Genomic DNA, 18,728 nt, shown 5'->3' on the forward strand with positions numbered 1-18,728 from the left:
CCAACGCGGCGGGCGCTTCCTGTTGCTGCCCCGGCCCTCGCAGCCGCGCAACCTGAGGAAGCTGCCGCCCATGGATGCCCTGATCGAATACTCACCGAGCTTGCTGGCCGGCGCCTGGGTCACTCTCCAGGTGGCTGTCCTGTCGCTGTTGCTGGCGGTCAGCACAGGCTTGTTTGGCGCCGCCTGCAAGCTGTCGAAGATCGCGCCACTGCGCTGGTGGACGGCGTTGTATACCACGATCCTCCGCGGCGTCCCCGATCTGGTGATGATGCTCCTGGTTTTTTACGGCGGTCAGGTATTGCTCAATCAGATCAGTGACTATTTGGAATGGGACATGATCGAGCTGAATGCTTTTGCCGCCGGCGTGTTGACCATCGGGTTGATTTTTGGGGCCTATTTCACCGAGACTTTTCGCGGCGCCTTTCAAGCCGTCCCGGTGGGCCAGATGGAAGCCGGCCGGGCCTACGGGATGAGCGGCTGGCAGGTTTTCCGGCGCATCCTCTTTCCGCAAATGTTGCGTTACGCGCTGCCGGGCATGGGTAATAACTGGCTGGTCCTGCTCAAGAGCACCGCCATCGTCTCCATGATCGGCCTGTCCGACATGACCTGGCTGGCCGATCAGGCCGGCCGCACGACGCACCAGCCTTTCGCCTTCTATCTTGCCGTCTGCGTGCTGTACCTGACGATGACCAGCGTCTCGAACGCGGTGCTGCAACGGCTGGAGCGTCGCTACAACGTCGGCGTCCGGGAAGCCAACGTTTAGCGGTCATGACATGTCGAGACACCCCTGATCATGAAAATCATGACCGCACCCCCTCTTCCCCCCGGCCCTTCTCCCGCAGGGGGAGAAGGGAGGTTCGTGAGTCGCATGCGCGACTTTCACATCAAGGAGCGACGCATGGAATGGTTTGATCTGACCGTCGTTACCGGCAGCTTGCCCGAATTCTGGCGCGGGCTGTGGATGACTCTGCATCTGACGGCCATCGCCCTCGTCGTCGGTTTCGGCTTTGCCGTGCCGCTGTCGATCGCTCGCCTGTCGAAGAACCCCTGGGTGAGTGCTCCGGTGCGCGCCTACACCTACTTCTTCCGCGGCACGCCGATGCTCGTCCAGTTGCTGCTGATCTACTACGGCGTTGGGCAGAGCGAATGGATGCAAGGAATGTGGGAGGCCGGCAACCCGTTCTGGCTGCTGTTTCGCGACGCCTATTTCTGCGCCCTGTTGGCTTTCACCCTGAATACCTGCGCTTACCAGCTCGAAATGTTTGCCGGCGCGATCCGCAACACGCCGCACGGCGAAGTCGAGGCGGCCACGGCAATGGGCATGACGCGCAGCACGGCACTGCGCCGAATCATTCTGCCATCGGCCTTGCGTCGGGCGCTTCCGCCGCTTAGCAACGAAGTGATTCTGATGTTGCAAGGCTCCGCGATAGCCAGCGCGGTGACGCTGGTCGACTTGACCGGTGCGGCACGCAACGTCTATTCACGCCATTACGCACCTTTTGAAGCCTTCATTTTTGCCGGACTGCTCTACCTTGCCGTGACCTTCGTCCTGGTTGGGCTGTTCCGAGTCGCTGAAAACCGGTGGCTGGCCCATCTGCAGCCGCGCCGCAGCGCCAGTGCTCAAAAAGACTGATCGGAAAGACTGTCATGACCCACAAGGCGAGCAAAGAACTCCTCCGTGTCGAGAACCTGCACAAGCAGTACGGCGACAACGAAGTCCTCAAAGGCGTGTCGCTCACCGCCAATGCCGGTGACGTGATCAGCATCATCGGTTCGTCGGGTTCCGGCAAGAGCACCTGGCTACGCTGCATCAATTTCCTTGAGCAGCCGACTTCCGGACGGATCATTGTCGCCGGTGAGGAGGTAAAGTTGCTTCCTGGCAAGAAAGATGAACTCAAGGTTGCCGACCCTAAGCAACTGCAGAGAATCCGCACCCGTCTGTCGATGGTCTTCCAGCACTTCAATCTATGGGCTCACATGACGGTGCTGGAAAACATCATCGAAGCCCCGATCCATGTGCTTGGCCTGCCAAAAAGAGAGGCCATGGAACGTGCCGAACGTTACCTCGAACGCGTCGGCGTCTGGAAATTTCGCGACACTTATCCGGCGCACATGTCCGGCGGCCAGCAACAGCGGGTGGCGATTGCGCGTGCCCTGGCGATGGAACCCGAGGCGCTATTGTTTGACGAACCCACCTCTGCACTTGATCCGGAACTGGTTGGTGACGTCCTCAAGGTGATGCGCTCGATTGCCGAAGAAGGACGCACGATGCTGGTCGTCACCCACGAAATGGGCTTCGCGCGCGAAGTCGCGAACCACGTGATCTTTGTCCATCAGGGGCGGGTTGAGGAAGAAGGCAACCCCGGGGAAGTGTTGAGCAAGCCAAACAGCGAACGTCTGCAGCAATTCCTGTCGGGCAACCTCAAGTAAGGCGATGTCTCTCAAAGGCCTGCGCTCACCTTGCCCTGCTGCTGTAAAGCCTCCTGAAAGCCTCGTCGAGAACGCCGAGCACTTACTGCACCAGTCGCCTGTCCTGGGGTGCTTCAAGCTTAGGTTTCGGGGCTTGTACAGACCCGTCCGAGCGGCCAGCAATGGCCCTCTTGCGGCTTCTTGCGAAGCGCGGCATTATGCTGCCGGCGCGACGCTTCTGCTATCCGTTGACGCCTCGAAGCATCGCCGATAGCGTGGTTTCTTGGGGCTACTGGAATGATCGACAACTCAAAACGCCTCCTTTCCCTACTCGTCTCTGCTCTGCTCGTCGCGGGATTGGGCGCGTGTTCGACGGTGACGAAGTACCTCCCGGATATGGGCGCGGGTGCTCCCGAGAGAAGCGGCTCGGGGGCCAGGGAAGAGGGCGGCGTCTATTACACCGGTGCGTCCAATCTGCCACTGCACAAGAGCATCGGCGGTGCCATCATTACGCAGCTGCCACCGTACACGAAGCTCTACCGCGACCAACTCGATAGAGGCTTTGCGCACGTGCGTGTCGAGGCGACAGGCGAAACTGGTTGGGTAGAAAACGCGAAGCTTCTCTGGCGTCTGCCGACGCAAAACTCGCCGCAAGCGGCCCACGAAGCGGCGAGCAAGCCGGCGGTGCAGCCAAGTTCGCCGCCAGCGCTCGAAGCAGCCGCGCCGCCGTCGCCGGAAGCGGTCGATCCGCCAGCGTCGCCATCACCGCAAGCAGTCGAAGCGCCGCCGTCACCAGCGGCCGTGGCGCCATCGAGCACACCTTCGACGGGTACTCTCGCGCCGTCGATTTTCAATCCCTACTAAGTTACCGACACCCTTCGTCATGAATAGCCATGGCGCTGCAGGAGATCCCGTCAGTCCCGATTTGAGTGCGGAGCGGAGCAATCTCGATTTGCCGCTGATTGCCTTGTGGTCCGTATCGCCGGAACGCAAGACGCAGGTGATCGACGATACGACGAGCGGCTCCATACCGCGGCCGCTTTACTATGTGCTGCTGCTGGCGTCGGGGGGCATCGCGGCCTTCGGCCTGTTGGCCAACAGCGCGGCCGTGGTCATCGGCGCCATGCTCGTCTCGCCACTGATGGCGCCGATTTTCGGCATCGCCCTGGCGCTGTCCCGCGGTGATTTGCATTTGTTGCGAAATGCGCTGGTCGCCGAGTTCGGCGGTGTACTGCTGATCGTCGCCTTTGCCTTGCTCCTGGGTCTGTTGCCGTTTGCCCTGGAAGTGACGCCGGAAATGCTGGCGCGCACCAGGCCATCACTGCTCGATGTCTTCGTGGCGGCCCTGGCGGGTCTCGCCGGTGGCCTGGCGATGGTCGATGAGCGCACCAGTCCGGCGCTGCCAGGAGTGGCGATTGCCACCTCGCTGACGCCGCCGCTCGCCACCTCCGGTCTGTCTTTGGCCTTCGGAGCTTTCGATGGCGCCTGGGGAGCCTTCCTGCTGTTCTTTGCCAACTTCCTGACGATACTGGCTGTTTCGGCGGCCATTTTCATTCTGGCTGGATTCGTCACCCGCGCCGAGATTGGCACGCGAACCGACTTCCTGAAGCGCTTTTCCGCTGCCGGCATCGGCCTGCTCGCCGTTGCCACCATCCTCACCCGTCAACTCATTGTCACTATCGACGACTGGCGCCTCAACCAGGCCATCGTCACCACCATCGAGCACGCCATTGCGGATAATCCTGGCGCCCGGCTGGCGAGAGTCATCTATGATCAGGACGCGAACGGCTCGGTCAATGTGCTGGCGACGGTCAATACGCCGCGATCATTCACCCCGCAGAAGGTCGACGCCATACAGCATGCCATTGCCGATAGCGTCAATCGGCCGATCAGCCTGTTCGTCAGGTGTGCCATCACTCATGACGTGGCGGCAGCGGGTTCGGCGAATCTCCTGCCGACGGTCAACCTCAATGGCGACTTCATTGCCGCCAGCGTGACGCCCAATGTCCGGCTGACGGAAGCTGCCGAGCAGACGCTCCGGGAATTGGTGAGCCGCCGGCAAAACTTCGACTTGCTGGATGTGCAACTTGTCCATTTGCCGACCGGTCCGGTGATCGTTGCGACCGTTTCCGGTGCGCGTCCGCCGGTTCCCTCGCAGGTCAAGCTTGCCCAGGAACGAATTCGCCAGCGGGCCGGCGATGAGACCGCCACTTTGCTGGTGCGTGCTACAACCACCAGCGATGTCACCGCCAAGGGGCGTGTGCTGCTCGGTGACGCACAGTTCTCGCCGATGACTGCAGCCGACCGGGCGCTCCAGGAAAAAGTTGAAACCCGTGGGAAGACTGTGCTGGAGCATGTCCAGAATACTTTTGTCGACAGTATTGATGCGGCGAAGCATGGCGACAAATGGGAGGTGCGAGCGGAAGTGGTCAGCGCCAGGGTCCTCCAGCCGGCCGAGGTGGGCAGGGTGGCGAAGGAGCTTACCGCGCTTGCCGGTGCTACCGTCACGCTTTCCGTGCTTACGTCGAACGGGCTGATTGTCGAAGCCAAGGGTTTCACCACGGTACAACGCTCGGTCGAGGAGGCGCTCGCCCGCGAGCTTGCCGCCCGGGATCTGAGCGAACGAGTCGATCAGTCGAAGTAGCCCCGCAAGCTAGCCAGACCTCTCTGCTTGACGCTTGGGGAACCAAGTGTGGATCTGACACCCTCATAGCAGTCTAGTGTGGCGTTGCGTTCTTGATGAGACTTTTGACAAGCATCTCCCACCCACCGTCATTGCGAGGAGGCGCCGCCGACGTGGCAATGACGTGGGGGCGGGTGTGGCGCCGCATTCACCATTTCCGACGCAGCCTTCAGCAAGCATGCCAGTGGCGCGAAACCCACGCGCTAGCCGGAATTTATAGGTTCCATACTGCGTGCAACACTACACTTGCGAGGAGAATCGAGTGAAATCTTACAAAAAGTCCGATGCCGCCATTGCCGCCCTGACTCCGGAACAGTTTCGTGTCACTCAGCAGAGCGGCACCGAGAAACCGGGAACAGGTGAGTATCTTCACAATACCGAGCCTGGTATTTACGTGGATATCGTGTCGGGCGAACCACTGTTCGCGTCGTCAGAGATGTTTGAGTCAGGTTGTGGCTGGCCCAGCTTTGCCCGACCCATCGAGCCCGCGCATATCAATGAGCTGAGGGATGCCGGCCATGGCATGCTGCGCACCGAAGTCCGCTCCGTTCATGGCGACAGCCACCTGGGGCACGTGTTTACGGACGGCCCCAGGGATCGTGGTGGTCTGCGCTACTGCATAAACTCGGCTTCGCTGCGCTTCATTCATCGCCATGACATGGAAGCTGCGGGCTATGGCGAGTACCTTGATCAAGTGGAGGACAAGTAATGGCCAAGGAACGCGCTGTTCTGGCGGGCGGCTGTTTTTGGGGTATGCAAGACCTGATTCGTAAGCTGCCGGGGGTTGCGGCCACCCGGGTGGGTTATACCGGCGGCGATGTTCCCAACGCCACTTATCGCAACCACGGCACGCATGCGGAAGGCATCGAGATCCTGTTCGATCCGGAACGGATTTCGTATCGCCGCATTCTGGAAGTTTTTTTTCCAGATCCACGATCCGACAACCAGAAACCGCCAAGGTAATGACCGAGGTTCATCTTACCGCTCGGCAATCTATTATGTTGACGAGGCGCAGAAGCAAGTCGCCCTTGACACCATCGCCGACGTAAACGCCTCGGGCCTATGGCCGGGCAAGGTGGTCACGGAACTCGAAGCGGTCGGCGATTTCTGGGAGGCGGAGCCCGATCATCAGGATTATCTGGAGCACGTGCCAAACGGCTACACCTGCCACTACCCGCGTGCGAACTGGGTGTTGCCAGCGCGCACCTGAGTGAGCGGTGCCAGGGCTTCGCGATTGACGCCGCTTGACAGGTGCTCATATACTGCCCTTGCTGGCGCTGAGTTTCCTATCTTTCATGCGCGATAAATGCTCCGCAACATCCCCGGACCCGCCTCCGGATCTGGCAGGTGCAGGCGCGCCATTCGGCTTGGCGCCACGCAGCAGGGCGACGACAATCGCCTGTTCGCGCCTATTCACGCCAATTCGGCTTGTCTTGATCGTGAGATCATTCGACAAGCCTTGCCACCCCTTCCGTCGCCAGGTGCTTCTTGCTGCTGCGCGCCGGGTCCGCGTCCGACTGCCACGCTAGTCACCACAACACAGGAGGTTTTACTGCATGGTTTTGAAGCACGCTGCAATACGTTTCTTCTCAATAGCCTGCTGCATGGCACTTGTTCAGTCCCCCGCGCTGGCTCGCGACATGGTCAGCATTAAGGGCTCGATCGTGAACATGCGTTCGGCGCCCAGCACTCGATCCGAAGTCATGTGGGAACTCCAGCGTGGATACCCGTTGCAGGTGCTCAAGCGCAAGGGCAGTTGGCTGCAGGTACGGGACTTCGAAAACGACAAGGGATGGGTGGCAAAGGCACTCACCAACCGCGAGCCACACTATATCGTCAAGGCGTCGGTGGCCAATATGCGCAGCGGCCCGGGCACCCGTTATCGCATCGTCGGCAAGTCCGAACGTTACGATCTGCTGCGCACCCGTGCCGCCAAGAGCGATTGGGTGCAGGTCGAACGCTCCGACGGCGTCAAGGGCTGGGTGGCGAAACGCCTTTTGTGGGGTTGGTAAGTAAGTCGCCAGCCCACTGCGCAGGTTGTCCGTGCGACCACCGCCGGCTGGGCCTCACGCTACGCTACGCTACGCTACGCTACGCTAGCTGGCTTGTGCTTGGCGTAGCGCCTTTCCTGCCGCCTTATGCACCAGTCGGCTTAGCGACTCTAGCGCCGACGAAGTAATCCGCCAGCGATGCCAGAACAGTGGAACGTCCAGGCAACGCGGCGCAGCGAGTTCGATCAGTTGCCCCGCTTGCAGCTGCGCCTCGGCCAGTTGTTCCGGGATCATTCCCCAGGCCATGCCGCGCAACACCGCTTCGCCAAAAGATCGGGTGGTCGGTAGGTAGTGCGTCGGCGGCTTGATGACGGCATCGGTCAGCTGCGCCAGAAAAGCCTGTTGCAGGGCATCCTTCTTGTTGAACATCAACATCGGTGCAGCGTTCAGCGACTCGGCATTGACTCCCGCGGAGAAGTGCTGCTCGACATATGACGGTGAGGCCAGAGCCAGATAGCGCATCACGCCGAGCGCTTCGACCCGGCAACCCTGAATCGGTTTGGGGCTGGCGCTGACACCCGCCATCACCGTGCCTTCGCGCAGCAAGAGCAGCGAGTGATCCTGATCTTCGACGCGGAGATCAAGCGTAATGGCCGTGCTGGTGGCCAGATCATCGAACACCTCCAGGAACCAGCTATCGAGAGAATCGGCGTTGATCACCATCGGGATGCGCACGCTGGATGGGGCCCCAGCGCCGGCATCGACCACGCCCAGTGCCGAGAGCGCCTCGGATTCCAGCAGGGCAAGTTCTTCCGCGTAGCGTAGCAGGGGGCGTCCGGCGGCTGTCGCCTGGCAGGGCGTGGAGCGCTGGATCAGGACCTGCCCCATGCGCTCCTCCAGCAACTTGATCCGCTGACTGATTGCCGATGGGGTCACGTTCAATTTCCGCGCAGCCAAGTCGAAACTACCTTCGCGGAGGGTTTCGGCGAAGGCAGCCAATTGCGCGTTGTCGATCTTCATAAGTTAACAAATCTAATGAATGGTTAATAAGTTTAACTGTATTTGCTTCGTGACGAACCATAAGCTGATGCCTTGACCAACTTCACTGACAAATCATGCCCTCTGACCTGATTGCCGGATTCCTGTCCGGTGCTGTCCTCATCGTCGCCATTGGTGCTCAGAACTCCTACCTGCTTCGCCAGGGTCTCCGACGCGAACACGTCCTGCCACTGGTGCTTTTCTGCGCCAGCGCCGACGCCCTGCTGATCGTGGCCGGCATTGCTGGATTGGGGGTGGCGATCGAAAGCCAGCCAGCGTTCCTCAGCATCGCTCGCTACGGCGGGGCGGCATTCTTGCTCGTTTACGGACTGCTGTCGGCGCGGCGTGCCTGCAAACCAGAACAACTGATCCTCGACGCCGGGACCCGCTTACCGCTTGGTGTTGCCATGGCCACCTGTCTCGGCTTTACCTTTCTGAATCCGCATGTCTATCTGGATACGGTGATTCTTCTCGGCTCGCTGGCCAGCCAGAGAGAAGAAGGACGCTGGAGTTTTGGCGCGGGAGCTGTTGGTGCGAGCTTTGTTTGGTTCTTTGCGCTCGGTTACGGGGCGCGTTTTATGGCCCCGCTGTTCGCCAAACCCCTCTCCTGGCGCATCCTCGACTCAATGATCAGCATGACGATGCTTGGCCTCGGTAGTCTGTTGATTCTGGAGTAGCCAACCTGCTAGTACTGCTTGATGGATCATTGCTGCACGGGGCTTCTGCGTGCGCCAGAGCCCGGGCAAGTGCTCGGCAAAAATTTTCCTTGCCGGGTTTTTGGGGCTTGCCTTTTTGCTGAAAGCTGTATAAAACTACAGTCTTGACGACAGGAGCTCATGACCATGACCAGAGGTGCATCGCTTACCCCGCGACAACAGGAAATTCTCGACTTCATCCGTAACACGCTGGAGATTCTTGGTGCGCCCCCGACCCGGGCCGAAATCGCCAACGCCTTCGGATTCGCCTCGCACAATGCCGCTGAGGAGCACCTCAAGGCGCTGGCCAAGAAAGGCATCATCATTCTCGAACCAGGTTCGGCGCGCGGCATTCGCCTGGTCGAACAGCTCGGTTTGCCGCTGATCGGCAGCGTTGCTGCCGGTAGTCCGATTCTGGCGGTGGAAAACGTACAGCGCCGTTATACGGTCGATCCCAGTCTGTTCAAGCCGCGTGCCGACTTTCTCTTGCGCGTGCGCGGCCTGTCGATGATCAACGCCGGCATTCTGGACGGGGATCTGCTCGCCGTGCACCGCAGCAGCGAAGCGCGCAACGGCCAGATTGTCGTTGCTCGGCTCGATGACGAGGTGACGGTCAAGCGTTTTCGCCAGCAGGGAGGGACGGTCGAGCTGATCGCCGAAAACCCCGATTTCGAACCGATCGTCGTCGATTCTGAAGCGCAAACACTGGCTATCGAAGGCATCGCTGTCGGCGTGATCCGCGGCAGCGAAACGATGTGAGAGCCCGTTGGCCTCTCCCAGTCTTTCATACCTTCGAGCCCCGCCATGCCTTCATCGCTGACGCTTGCGCATGTTCTTGATCGCCCGGATGTCTGGCGCGGCGATACGCTGGCCAGAACACCCTTACCCGGTGTGCCGACGGGCTTTGCCGAACTTGACCGCGAGCTGCCCGGCGGCGGCTGGCCGCGTGGCGGCTTGACCGAAATTCTGCCCTTGCGTCGGGGCATTGGCGAACTGAGTTTGCTACTGCCAGCGCTGGCGCGACTGTCGAGCGACGAACTTGCCTGGCTCGTTTGTGTCGCCTCGCCGCATCCGCTGCATGCGCCAGCACTGCATGAATCCGGTATTGATTTGTCGCGTCTGCTGGTGGCCAGCGCGCCCGGTCGGGACACTGCCTGGGTCTGCGAACGCTCACTCGCTACCGATGGTGTTGGCGCAGTGGTCGCCTGGCTACCGGAAGTTCAGAGCAGCACACTGCGTCGGCTGCAGCTTGCTGCCGAGAGTAGTCGCACACTTCTGTTCGTTTTTCGTCCGGCAGCCTGTGCCAGCCAATCCTCGCCGGCGCCGCTGCGGCTGGCGCTCGAAGGCGAGGGGGATAAGCTGATCGTTCGTCTTCTCAAACGCCGTGGCGGTGCGCTGTCAGCGTCCCTGCCGATTAGCATTCAACGCCCGCTGTGCCGGCATCATGCTCTGGCTTGCCCTGTACCTGTCACGCCTGCCGCTCGAAGTCTTTCCCAGCCTGCCGTCGCCTAAAGCCATCGTCGGCCGTGAACGTATTGTCGTCGCCGACCAGGCGGCGACTTTGGCTGGCGTACTGCCTGGGTTGCGCTTGGCCGAGGCGTGGGCTTTTGTGCCCACGCTGGCTGTGCAGCAGCGTGACTTCGCGCGTGAGCAGCAAGCCTTGACCCGGCTCGCCTGCTGGGCAGGCGGCTTCACCTCGGAAATCTGCTGCCTTCCCCCCCCAGACACTGCTGCTGGAAGTGGCAGGATCCTTGCGTCTTTTCGGCGGCGCCACGGCGCTCTTCGAAGGCGTTGTCAGTGGCTGCGCCGAGCAGGGCTTTGCTCCGCAAGCGGCACTGGCGCCGACGCCGCTCGCTGCGCAGTGGCTGGCGCTTGCCGGTGACCATGAGCCCTGTCTCGACATCGGCGAATTGCCGCTGCGCCTTGGCAGACTGCCGCTGGCGGCTCTCGACTTCTCGCCGCAAAACCAGGCTCGCCTCGGCAGTTTTGGTGCGCGCCTGCTCGCTGATGTGCTGGCTCTGCCGCGCGCAGGCCTGGCACGCCGACTCGGTGCCGGTTTTGTCGCTGATCTGGCGCGTGCGCTCGGCGATTTGCCGGATCCGCGGGCGCGCTTTGTTTTTCCGGAGCGTTTTGCCGAGCGACTGGAACTGCCGACGCGGACAGACAATGCGCTTGCTCTCGGTTTTGCCGGGGGTCGCTTGATCGCCAGTTTATGTGGTTGGCTTGCGGCACGTGCTGAGGGGGTCAGTGAATGCCATTTCGAGTTTGCGCACGAGCACTCTGCGAGGCGGCGATCGAGCACTGTTCTGAGCCTCGGCTTGAGCACTTCCACGCGCGACCGCGAACGCATCTCCCGGCTACTTATCGAGCGCCTGCAACGACTCCAACTGCCCGCCGCTGTCGAGTCGATCAGCTTGCGAGCCGAGGCGCCGGAGGCACTACCCGGACGTACGAACAGCCTGTTCGGCGAGCGCGGCGAGGGCGCTGGCGGTGAGTCGTTGGCCGCCTTGGTCGAGCGCCTGCAGGCGCGTCTTGGCAGCGCTAGCGTGCATGCGCTTGCGGCGGTGGACGAGCACCGCCCGGAAAACGCCTCGCGACCAGTCAAGCCTGCTCTGCCGGCCGGAGAGAAAACGGCAGCGAAGTTGTCTGCTGCTCCAGATCTATCGGAGAAAGCGTCTGGCCCCCGTCCCTTGTGGCTTCTGGCCAGACCCCTGGCCTTGCGCGAAATGGCCGGTCGGCCGCAGTGTGGAGGCTCCTTGCGCCTGCTTGCCGGGCCGGAGCGTATCGAAAGTGGCTGGTGGGATGCCAGCGAGCCTGCTGCGCTTGGCGATGTGCGTCGCGACTACTTTGTTGCCATTTCGATGCGAAACGAGTGGCTATGGATTTTTCGTTGCCGGGCAGGGTGGTTTCTGCACGGCGTGTTTGCCTGAAAACGCGCGATTTAACTGGTGCTTTTCGATCACCCTTTTTATACTGTGATTATTCTTGCAATCGACCGTCCACTCGCGGAGCCTGAGCATGGAGTACCCCCTTACTGGCTTGTTACCGACGGCTCTTCTGATCGATCTGCCCGAAATCGATGTCCAGCACGAGGAGATCTTTCGCCGTATCGAGACCCTCAAGAACTCATCCTTTGGCAGCGGACCCGTATCCCTCGACGAGTTTCACAGCCTGCTCGACTATCTGGAGTGGCACTTCGCCAGCGAGGAGCGCCTTGCGCGCCAACTCGGCGTCGACTTTGCCGATCATACCAGCGCCCATGACGAGAACCTGCGTATGCTACGCAAGGGACTCGCCGCCGTGCATGACGGTTTGCAGGATGTTCACTCCTTCCTGCGTTATGCGGAATACTGGTTCGAGCGTCATATCACCGACGAAGACAAGCCTTTCGCCGCCAGACTACGGGAGCGTATTGCCTGAGGCCTTGAGCTGCTCGCGGCTTGTCGTCGCCAGCCTGCGGAATGACGCTCCACTACGATCGAATATGCCTTGCGAGACTTCCCGGAAACGCTCCTGTGGAGTGCCCCTGGAAGTCGCTTTCGAGGCGCTCGCCGCGCATTCTTTTTTTGCGTTCTTTCGAGCATTCTGGCAAGCTGATAAGCGGAACAGCATATGTTGTCATATTTGATTGCAGGCCCCTTTTAATCGGCCATTTGTAGATGGCCTGACCACTTTTTTGATGAGCCCGTACCGACCATGAACATTACCTCTTCAGCTGCCTGGAAGGCCCTTGAAGCGCACCGGCAATCGCTCTCGCCGGTGCATCTCAGACAACTCTTCGCCAGCAACCCGGATCGCGTCGCTGCACTCTCGCTAAGCTTTGCTGACATCCTTTATGATTTCTCGAAGCAGCGCATGGATTCGGCGACGCTCCCCCTGCTGCTCGAGCTGACCAAGGAAGTTGGACTTGCCGAGGCAACGGCACGAATGTTCAGCGGCGAGAAGATCAATGTCAGCGAAGATCGCTCGGTGCTGCACGTCGCCTTGCGGCGATCGGACGCGCCGTTTCCCAGTGCCGACTTCGACGTCATGGCCGAGGTCTTGCCGACGCGCCAGCGCATGGCCGCCTTCGCCGAGCGTATTCGTGCTGGCCAGGCGCTTGGCTTTACCGGCATGCCGATTCGTACGGTCGTCAATATCGGCATCGGGGGCTCTGACCTCGGACCGAAAATGCTCGCTTACGCCCTGCGTTCAATTTCGCATCCGGCACTTGCGGTGCATTATGTCTCCAACCTCGATAGCGCCCAGCTGGCGCCGCTCCTGCAAACGCTTGACCCGCGCACGACGCTTTTCCTGCTTGCCAGCAAGACCTTCACCACTCAGGAAACGATGCTCAATGCGCAAACCGCGCGCAGCTGGCTGGTCGCCAACCTCGGTGATGCCGCCGCCGTTGCCCTGCATTTTGCGGCCTTGACGGCCAAACCCGAGCGGGCGGTCGACTTCGGGATCAACGAGGACTCGGTCTTTCCTCTCTGGGACTGGGTCGGTGGCCGTTTTTCGCTGTGGTCGGCAGTTGGCCTGGCCTTGATGATCGCCATCGGTCCGCAGGCCTATGACGAGCTGCTGGCCGGCGCCGAGCGCATGGACGAGCATTTCCGCAGCACGCCCTGCGAGCGCAACCTGCCTGTGGTGATGGCCTTGATCGGGATCTGGAACACCAACTTCCTGGGCGCGACGACCAACGCCGTGTTGCCCTACAACGAGTCACTGCGCTACTTCCCGTCCTTCCTGCAGCAACTCGAAATGGAGAGCAACGGCAAGTCCGTCGGGATTGATGGCCAGCCGCTCGCGCATGCTTCGAATCCCATCGTCTGGGGGGAGCTCGGCAACAACGGCCAGCACGCGTTCTTCCAGCTTCTCCACCAGGGTGGACGATTGGTACCCTGCGATTTCATCGCCGCCGTGCGCTCGGACTACCCCTTGCCAGGACATCAGGAGGCGCTGCTCGCCAACTGCTTCGCACAGAGCGCGGCCCTGGCGTTCGGCAAGACCGAGGATGAGGCACGCAGTGAGCTGAGTGGCACCCTGTCGCCCGAGAAACTCGCGGAACTCCTGCCGCACAAGGTCTTTGCCGGCAATCAGCCGTCGTCCACGCTGCTTATGTCGCGGCTTGACCCGCAAACGCTCGGTGCCCTGGTGGCACTTTACGAACACAAGGTATTCGTGCAGGGCGCTATCTGGGGACTCAATTCCTTCGACCAGTGGGGTGTCGAGCTTGGCAAGGCGGTGGCCAACAGCATTCTGCCTGCGCTGAGCGATGAACAGCTGGCGAAAAAACTCGATGCATCGACGCAAGGGCTGCTGGCCTTCACCCGGCAGCATATTGCCTGAACCGATTTTGCTCCGGTCGCCGGCCGGGGCGCTCAATTTGCCATGAGGCATGACATGACTACGAAGGTGATCAGCGTTCCCAGCACGCCGTTCTCGGGCCAGAAGCCGGGGACATCCGGGCTGCGCAAGAAAGTGACGGTATTTCAGCAAGAGCGGTATCTCGAGAATTTCGTGCAGGCCATTTTCGACAGCTTGAGCGGCCAGCAAGGCAAAACGCTGGTCGTTGGTGGCGACGGCCGCTATTACAACGATGTCGCTATTCAGACCATTCTACGCATGGCGGCAGCGGCCGGCTTTGGCCGCGCCATGGTCGGTCGTGACGGTATTCTGTCCACTCCGGCAGCCAGCGCCGTGATCCGCAAATGGCAGGCCTTTGGTGGCCTTATCCTGTCCGCAAGTCACAACCCGGGTGGTCCCGATGGCGACTTCGGCATCAAGTACAACCTCGGCAATGGCGGACCGGCGAACGAAACTTTTACCGACGCGGTGTATCAGCGCACGCAGGAGATCAGTGCCTATCGCATTATCGAGGCGGCAGATATCGACCTCGGGCAGCTGGGCGAGTTTCAAGTGGGCGACATGGCCGTCAGCATCATCGATCCGGTCGCCGATCATGCCGAACTCCTGGAGTCCCTGTTTGACTTCGATCGCATCGCTGCTCTACTTGCACGTCCGGATTTCCGCATGCGTTTCGACGCCATGCACGCGGTCAACGGCCCCTACGCGAAGGCCATTCTCGAAGACCGTCTCGGCGCTCCAGCGGGTACGGTGGTGAACGGCACGCCGTTGCCGGATTTTGGCGGCGGCCATCCCGATCCGAACCCCGTCTATGCGGCCGAACTGGTCGCTGCGCTGGCCGACAGCCGCTCGGGTCTGTCCTTCGGTGCGGCCTCGGACGGCGATGGTGATCGCAACATGATCGTCGGTCGCGGTTTCGTCGTCAGTCCGAGTGACAGTCTGGCAGTGATCGCCGCGAACCATGCGCTGGTACCCGCTTACGCGGCCGGCCTGGCGGGCGTGGCGCGCTCGATGCCGACCAGTTGTGCCGTGGACCGCGTTGCCAAAGCCCTGGGTATTCCCTGTTACGAAACACCGACCGGCTGGAAATACTTCGGTTCGCTACTCGATGCCGGCAAGGCCACCATCTGCGGCGAAGAGAGCGCGGGCACCGGTTCCAGTCACGTGCGCGAGAAGGATGGCCTGTGGGCGGTGCTCTATTGGCTCAACATTCTGGCGGTGCGCGATATGCCGGCCGATGTCATCGTGCGTGAGCACTGGCAGCGTTTCGGGCGCAACGTCTACTCGCGCCACGACTACGAGGGCATCGAGACCGCCGCGGCCGATCGCCTGATGGATGGCTTGCGCGCGCGCCTGCCGCAACTGGCGGGCTCGCTGTGCAATGAACTGCGTATCGAGGCCGCCGATGATTTTGCCTATACCGACCCGGTCGATGGCTCACGCTCTGAACGCCAGGGCATCCGCATCATGCTCGACGACGGCTCGCGGGTGGTTTTCCGGCTCTCCGGCACGGGTACGGAAGGGGCGACGTTGCGCGTCTATCTCGAACGTTTCGTGGCCGACCCAAGTCTCCACGAGGTGCCGACGCAGGAGGCGCTCGCCCCGCTCGTGCAACTTGCCGAGACGGTCGCACAGATTGCCGTGATCACCGGGAGAAAAGGCCCGGACGTGATCAGCTAGAAAGGGTGATGGCTGTTGGCCACCAAATGCAGTGAATGCAGTATGAAAAGGGGTAGAGAAAATGGTTGAAAGGAGAACATTCCAGTTGTCGCGCAAGGCGATCGCCTTGGTGCTCGCTGGCGGGCGCGGCAGTCGCTTGCACGAACTCACTGATCGCCGCGCCAAACCGGCGGTGCACTTTGGCGGCAAGTTCCGGATCATCGATTTCGCCTTGTCGAACTGCGTCAATTCGCAGTTTCGACGCGTTGGCGTGGTGACCCAGTACAAATCACACAGCCTTTTGCGTCACCTGCAGCGCGGCTGGAGTTTCCTGCACGGCGAAGTCAACGAGTTCGTCGACCTGTTGCCGGCGCAGCAGCGGATTGACGAGGAGTCCTGGTATCGTGGCACGGCCGACGCCGTTTACCAGAACATCGACATCCTCGAAACCTATAATCCGGCGCCCGAGTACGTCGTGATCCTGGCCGGCGACCATGTCTACAAGATGAACTACGGCATTATGCTTGTCGATCACGTCGAGAGCGGAGCCGAATGCACCGTCGCCTGCATCGAGGTGCCGCGCAAGGAAGCCAGTGGTTTCGGTATCGTCGACGTCGATGAGAACGGCATGATTACCGACTTCATCGAGAAGCCGGCCGATCCACCGGCGATGCCGGGAAATCCGGAGATGTCCTTGTGCAGCATGGGCGTCTACGTCTTCAATGCCAAGTACCTGTATGCCGAACTGGCCCGTGATATTGCCGACGAGACCTCCAATCACGACTTCGGCAAGGACATCATTCCACGCGCCGTGGCCAACCGCTGCGCGGTCGCACACTCGTTTTCGCGCAGCTGTGTCATGGCTCCCGATGAACCCTTCAGGGAGCACTACTGGCGTGACGCGGGGACGATTGATGCCTACTGGGACGCCAACATCGATCTGACTGGCACGGTCCCGGCGCTGAATCTCTATGACAGCAACTGGCCGGTGTGGACCTATCAAGAGCAGTTGCCACCGGCCAAATTCGTCCATAACCATCTCGACCGGCGCGGCACGGCCATCGAGTCCACGGTTTCCGGCGGCTGTATCGTTTCTGGCGAAATCAATCGTTCGCTGTTGTTTTCCAGTTCTCGCGTCCATTCCTACGCCAGGGTGAACCTGTCGGTCCTGCTTCCCGGTACGGTCATCGGGTCGCGAGCTCGTCTGAGTCGCTGCGTCGTGGACAGTGGCTGTCAGATTCCGCCGGGCATGGTCGTTGGCGAAGACCCGGAAGACGATGCGCGTCGTTTCCGGCATACCGAGAACGGCGTTACGCTGATTACGCAGAAAATGATCGAGCGACTCACCTGACGCGGCAGGCTCGATAGTCCGTGCGCATTCTGCACGTTGCCGCGGAGATCTACCCGCTGGTCAAGACCGGCGGCCTCGCTGACGTCGTGGCCGCCTTGCCGGCTGCCCTGGCCGCGCGCGGACTCGACGTTCGCATCCTGTTGCCAGGGATGCCGGCGATGCTCAAGGGCGTGACCGATCTCGAGCGAGTGATCCACATCGGTCCGGCCTTTGGCGCTGCGCTCATTACCCTGCGCCTTGGCCGCCTGCCCGACAGCGGCTTGCTGGCTTACATCATCGACGCGCCTTTTCTTTACCGGCGCGACGGTAATCCTTACCTTGGCCCGGACGCTTGCGACTGGCGCGACAACCATCGCCGCTTTGCGCTCCTCGGCTGGGTTGCGGCACACCTCGCTGCCGGAGAGCTTGATCAATACTGGCAGCCCGAAGTCGTGCACGCGCACGATTGGCACGCTGGACTGGCGCCCGCCTACATCGCGCAGAATCCGGCCCTGTCCACAGCCACCGTGTTCACCATCCACAATCTCTCCTTCCGCGGCCTTTTCCCTCTCGACTACCACCACGACCTGGGTTTGCAGATTTCTGGTGCCAATCAGAGTGGCATCGAGTTTCACGGACAGTTGTCGTTCATGAAGGCTGCGCTGGTGCATGCGAAACGGGTCAACGCCGTCAGCCCGACCTATGCGCGGGAAATCTGCACGCAGGAATTCGGCTGGGGGGCTGGACGGCGTACTGCGTGGTCGGGGCGACGATCTTTCTGGCATCCTCAATGGTGTTGACTATTCCGTCTGGGACGCCAGCAGCAACCCCGCCCTGAGCATGAACTACCGTCCCGAACGCCTGCGCGGCAAGCTGGTCTGCAAGCTCAGGCTGCAAAAAGATCTCAATTTCGTTCCCCGTGCCAAGGCGCCGCTGTTCGCGATCATCAGTCGATTGACCTCGCAAAAGGGCATGGATCTGGTCCTTGGTGCCTTGCCGACGCTGTTGGCCGAGGGGGCGCAGCTGGTGGTCATTGGCAGCGGCGAGGCCGACATCGAAGCCGCTTTCAGGGCCGCGGCGACGGCTCATCCCGCCGCTGTGTCGGTCCATCTCGGCTACGACGAGCCCTTGTCACACCGTATCATGGCCGCCGCCGACATCTTGCTCGTTCCTTCGCGTTTCGAGCCCTGCGGCCTGACGCAGCTCTACGCCCTGCGCTATGGCACCGTGCCACTGGTGCGGCGAGTCGGCGGCCTGGCCGATACGGTGATCGATGCGACGGTGGAAAACCTCAAAGCAGGTACGGCCAACGGTTTCTCGTTTGACGATGCCAGCAGCCGTCAGCTGGCCGCAAGGATAAGCAAGGCCTGCGTGCTCTACCGCGACGCCGCGACCTGGCACCGCCTGCAGCAGCACGGCATGGCGCAGGATTTTTCCTGGGATGACTCGGCAAGGCGCTACGAGGCCCTGTACCGAAGCATCTGAAGGGTCGAAGAGTCGTCCCACGCGTTGTTCCCTGGCGAGCCTATGGTTAATCCCTACGTACGCAGCGCTGGCTGTGCCAGGCAGTATCA

General features: G+C 61.3%; 16 protein-coding genes and 2 pseudogenes. 17 read left to right on the top strand and 1 reads right to left on the bottom strand.

What is annotated here, in order from left to right; translation table 11 throughout:
• Nucleotides 1–70: 70 nt before the first annotated feature.
• The 8 genes and pseudogenes from E4Q23_RS14015 (at nt 71) to E4Q23_RS14050 (ending at nt 7,104) form a co-directional block, all read left to right on the top strand.
• On the top strand, nt 71–763 hold the full coding sequence (locus E4Q23_RS14015; protein ID WP_169067203.1) for an ABC transporter permease: 693 nt from the start codon (nt 71–73) through the stop codon (nt 761–763).
• Nucleotides 764–898: 135 nt separating this feature from the next.
• Nucleotides 899–1,633: an ABC transporter permease gene (locus tag E4Q23_RS14020; protein ID WP_169067204.1), complete on the top strand. Its 735-nt coding sequence runs from the start codon at nt 899–901 to the stop codon at nt 1,631–1,633.
• A gap of 14 nt (nt 1,634–1,647) precedes the next feature.
• Nucleotides 1,648–2,430 carry an ABC transporter ATP-binding protein gene (locus E4Q23_RS14025; RefSeq protein WP_169067205.1) on the top strand — a complete coding sequence of 261 codons (783 nt, stop codon included), beginning with the start codon at nt 1,648–1,650 and terminating at the stop codon, nt 2,428–2,430.
• 276 nt (nt 2,431–2,706) lie between these two features.
• Complete coding sequence (locus E4Q23_RS14030; RefSeq protein ID WP_169067206.1) at nt 2,707–3,273, top strand: hypothetical protein; 567 nt, start codon at nt 2,707–2,709, stop codon at nt 3,271–3,273.
• Between the two features lie 19 nt (nt 3,274–3,292).
• Complete coding sequence (locus E4Q23_RS14035) at nt 3,293–5,053, top strand: DUF389 domain-containing protein (RefSeq protein ID WP_169067207.1); 1,761 nt, start codon at nt 3,293–3,295, stop codon at nt 5,051–5,053.
• Nucleotides 5,054–5,354: 301 nt separating this feature from the next.
• On the top strand, nt 5,355–5,801 hold the full coding sequence (msrB, locus tag E4Q23_RS14040) for a peptide-methionine (R)-S-oxide reductase MsrB (RefSeq protein WP_169067208.1): 447 nt from the start codon (nt 5,355–5,357) through the stop codon (nt 5,799–5,801).
• Nucleotides 5,801–6,302, top strand: a pseudogene (gene msrA, locus E4Q23_RS14045) (peptide-methionine (S)-S-oxide reductase MsrA). Before msrB ends, msrA begins: the two are co-directional and overlap by 1 nt.
• Nucleotides 6,303–6,648: 346 nt before the next feature.
• On the top strand, nt 6,649–7,104 hold the full coding sequence (locus tag E4Q23_RS14050; protein ID WP_169067209.1) for an SH3 domain-containing protein: 456 nt from the start codon (nt 6,649–6,651) through the stop codon (nt 7,102–7,104).
• A gap of 84 nt (nt 7,105–7,188) precedes the next feature.
• On the opposite strand, the gene E4Q23_RS14055 is transcribed toward E4Q23_RS14050, so the two are convergent.
• Entirely contained in the window at nt 7,189–8,103 is a 915-nt protein-coding gene (locus E4Q23_RS14055) for a LysR family transcriptional regulator ArgP (RefSeq protein ID WP_169067210.1), read from the bottom strand.
• Nucleotides 8,104–8,198: 95 nt separating this feature from the next.
• On the opposite strand from E4Q23_RS14055, the gene E4Q23_RS14060 reads away from it, so the two are divergent.
• From E4Q23_RS14060 to glgA, 9 genes and pseudogenes are all read left to right on the top strand, one after another.
• Nucleotides 8,199–8,798, top strand: coding sequence for a LysE/ArgO family amino acid transporter (locus tag E4Q23_RS14060; RefSeq protein ID WP_169067211.1), 600 nt, complete (start codon nt 8,199–8,201; stop codon nt 8,796–8,798).
• Between the two features lie 165 nt (nt 8,799–8,963).
• Nucleotides 8,964–9,575, top strand: coding sequence for a transcriptional repressor LexA (lexA, locus tag E4Q23_RS14065; RefSeq protein WP_423753345.1), 612 nt, complete (start codon nt 8,964–8,966; stop codon nt 9,573–9,575).
• 45 nt (nt 9,576–9,620) lie between these two features.
• Nucleotides 9,621–10,328 carry a translesion DNA synthesis-associated protein ImuA gene (gene imuA / locus E4Q23_RS14070; RefSeq protein WP_169067213.1) on the top strand — a complete coding sequence of 236 codons (708 nt, stop codon included), beginning with the start codon at nt 9,621–9,623 and terminating at the stop codon, nt 10,326–10,328.
• 239 nt (nt 10,329–10,567) lie between these two features.
• Entirely contained in the window at nt 10,568–11,746 is a 1,179-nt protein-coding gene (locus E4Q23_RS14075) for a DNA polymerase Y family protein (RefSeq protein WP_169067214.1), read from the top strand.
• Nucleotides 11,747–11,834: 88 nt separating this feature from the next.
• Nucleotides 11,835–12,236 carry a bacteriohemerythrin gene (locus E4Q23_RS14080; RefSeq protein ID WP_169067215.1) on the top strand — a complete coding sequence of 134 codons (402 nt, stop codon included), beginning with the start codon at nt 11,835–11,837 and terminating at the stop codon, nt 12,234–12,236.
• 276 nt (nt 12,237–12,512) lie between these two features.
• A complete protein-coding gene (pgi, locus tag E4Q23_RS14085) occupies nt 12,513–14,147 on the top strand; it encodes a glucose-6-phosphate isomerase (RefSeq protein ID WP_169067216.1) in 1,635 nt (544 codons plus the stop codon).
• Nucleotides 14,148–14,201: 54 nt separating this feature from the next.
• Nucleotides 14,202–15,845, top strand: a complete 1,644-nt coding sequence (locus E4Q23_RS14090; protein WP_169067217.1) for an alpha-D-glucose phosphate-specific phosphoglucomutase — start codon at nt 14,202–14,204, stop codon at nt 15,843–15,845.
• Between the two features lie 61 nt (nt 15,846–15,906).
• The gene (gene glgC, locus E4Q23_RS14095) at nt 15,907–17,175 is read left to right on the top strand and encodes a glucose-1-phosphate adenylyltransferase (protein WP_169067218.1); all 1,269 of its coding nucleotides are present in this window, start codon (nt 15,907–15,909) and stop codon (nt 17,173–17,175) included.
• Nucleotides 17,176–17,195: 20 nt separating this feature from the next.
• Nucleotides 17,196–18,639 (top strand): annotated as a pseudogene (gene glgA / locus E4Q23_RS14100) (glycogen synthase GlgA).
• The last annotated feature ends 89 nt before the right edge of the window (nt 18,640–18,728 follow it).

Origin of the sequence: Candidatus Accumulibacter phosphatis (assembly GCF_012939955.1) — a bacterium.
GTDB lineage: Bacteria > Pseudomonadota > Gammaproteobacteria > Burkholderiales > Rhodocyclaceae > Accumulibacter > Accumulibacter delftensis.

What these genes read in the sequence shown, in the direction of transcription:
- E4Q23_RS14015 (WP_169067203.1), top strand. Translation starts at nt 71, where the DNA reads ATGGATGCCCTGATCGAATACTCACCGAGCTTGCTGGCCGGCGCCTGG.
- E4Q23_RS14020 (WP_169067204.1), top strand. Translation starts at nt 899, where the DNA reads ATGGAATGGTTTGATCTGACCGTCGTTACCGGCAGCTTGCCCGAATTC.
- E4Q23_RS14025 (WP_169067205.1), top strand. Translation starts at nt 1,648, where the DNA reads ATGACCCACAAGGCGAGCAAAGAACTCCTCCGTGTCGAGAACCTGCAC.
- E4Q23_RS14030 (WP_169067206.1), top strand. Translation starts at nt 2,707, where the DNA reads ATGATCGACAACTCAAAACGCCTCCTTTCCCTACTCGTCTCTGCTCTG.
- E4Q23_RS14035 (WP_169067207.1), top strand. Translation starts at nt 3,293, where the DNA reads ATGAATAGCCATGGCGCTGCAGGAGATCCCGTCAGTCCCGATTTGAGT.
- E4Q23_RS14050 (WP_169067209.1), top strand. Translation starts at nt 6,649, where the DNA reads ATGGTTTTGAAGCACGCTGCAATACGTTTCTTCTCAATAGCCTGCTGC.
- E4Q23_RS14055 (WP_169067210.1), bottom strand. Translation starts at nt 8,103, where the DNA reads ATGAAGATCGACAACGCGCAATTGGCTGCCTTCGCCGAAACCCTCCGC.
- E4Q23_RS14060 (WP_169067211.1), top strand. Translation starts at nt 8,199, where the DNA reads ATGCCCTCTGACCTGATTGCCGGATTCCTGTCCGGTGCTGTCCTCATC.
- lexA (WP_423753345.1), top strand. Translation starts at nt 8,964, where the DNA reads ATGACCAGAGGTGCATCGCTTACCCCGCGACAACAGGAAATTCTCGAC.
- imuA (WP_169067213.1), top strand. Translation starts at nt 9,621, where the DNA reads ATGCCTTCATCGCTGACGCTTGCGCATGTTCTTGATCGCCCGGATGTC.
- E4Q23_RS14080 (WP_169067215.1), top strand. Translation starts at nt 11,835, where the DNA reads ATGGAGTACCCCCTTACTGGCTTGTTACCGACGGCTCTTCTGATCGAT.
- pgi (WP_169067216.1), top strand. Translation starts at nt 12,513, where the DNA reads ATGAACATTACCTCTTCAGCTGCCTGGAAGGCCCTTGAAGCGCACCGG.
- E4Q23_RS14090 (WP_169067217.1), top strand. Translation starts at nt 14,202, where the DNA reads ATGACTACGAAGGTGATCAGCGTTCCCAGCACGCCGTTCTCGGGCCAG.
- glgC (WP_169067218.1), top strand. Translation starts at nt 15,907, where the DNA reads ATGGTTGAAAGGAGAACATTCCAGTTGTCGCGCAAGGCGATCGCCTTG.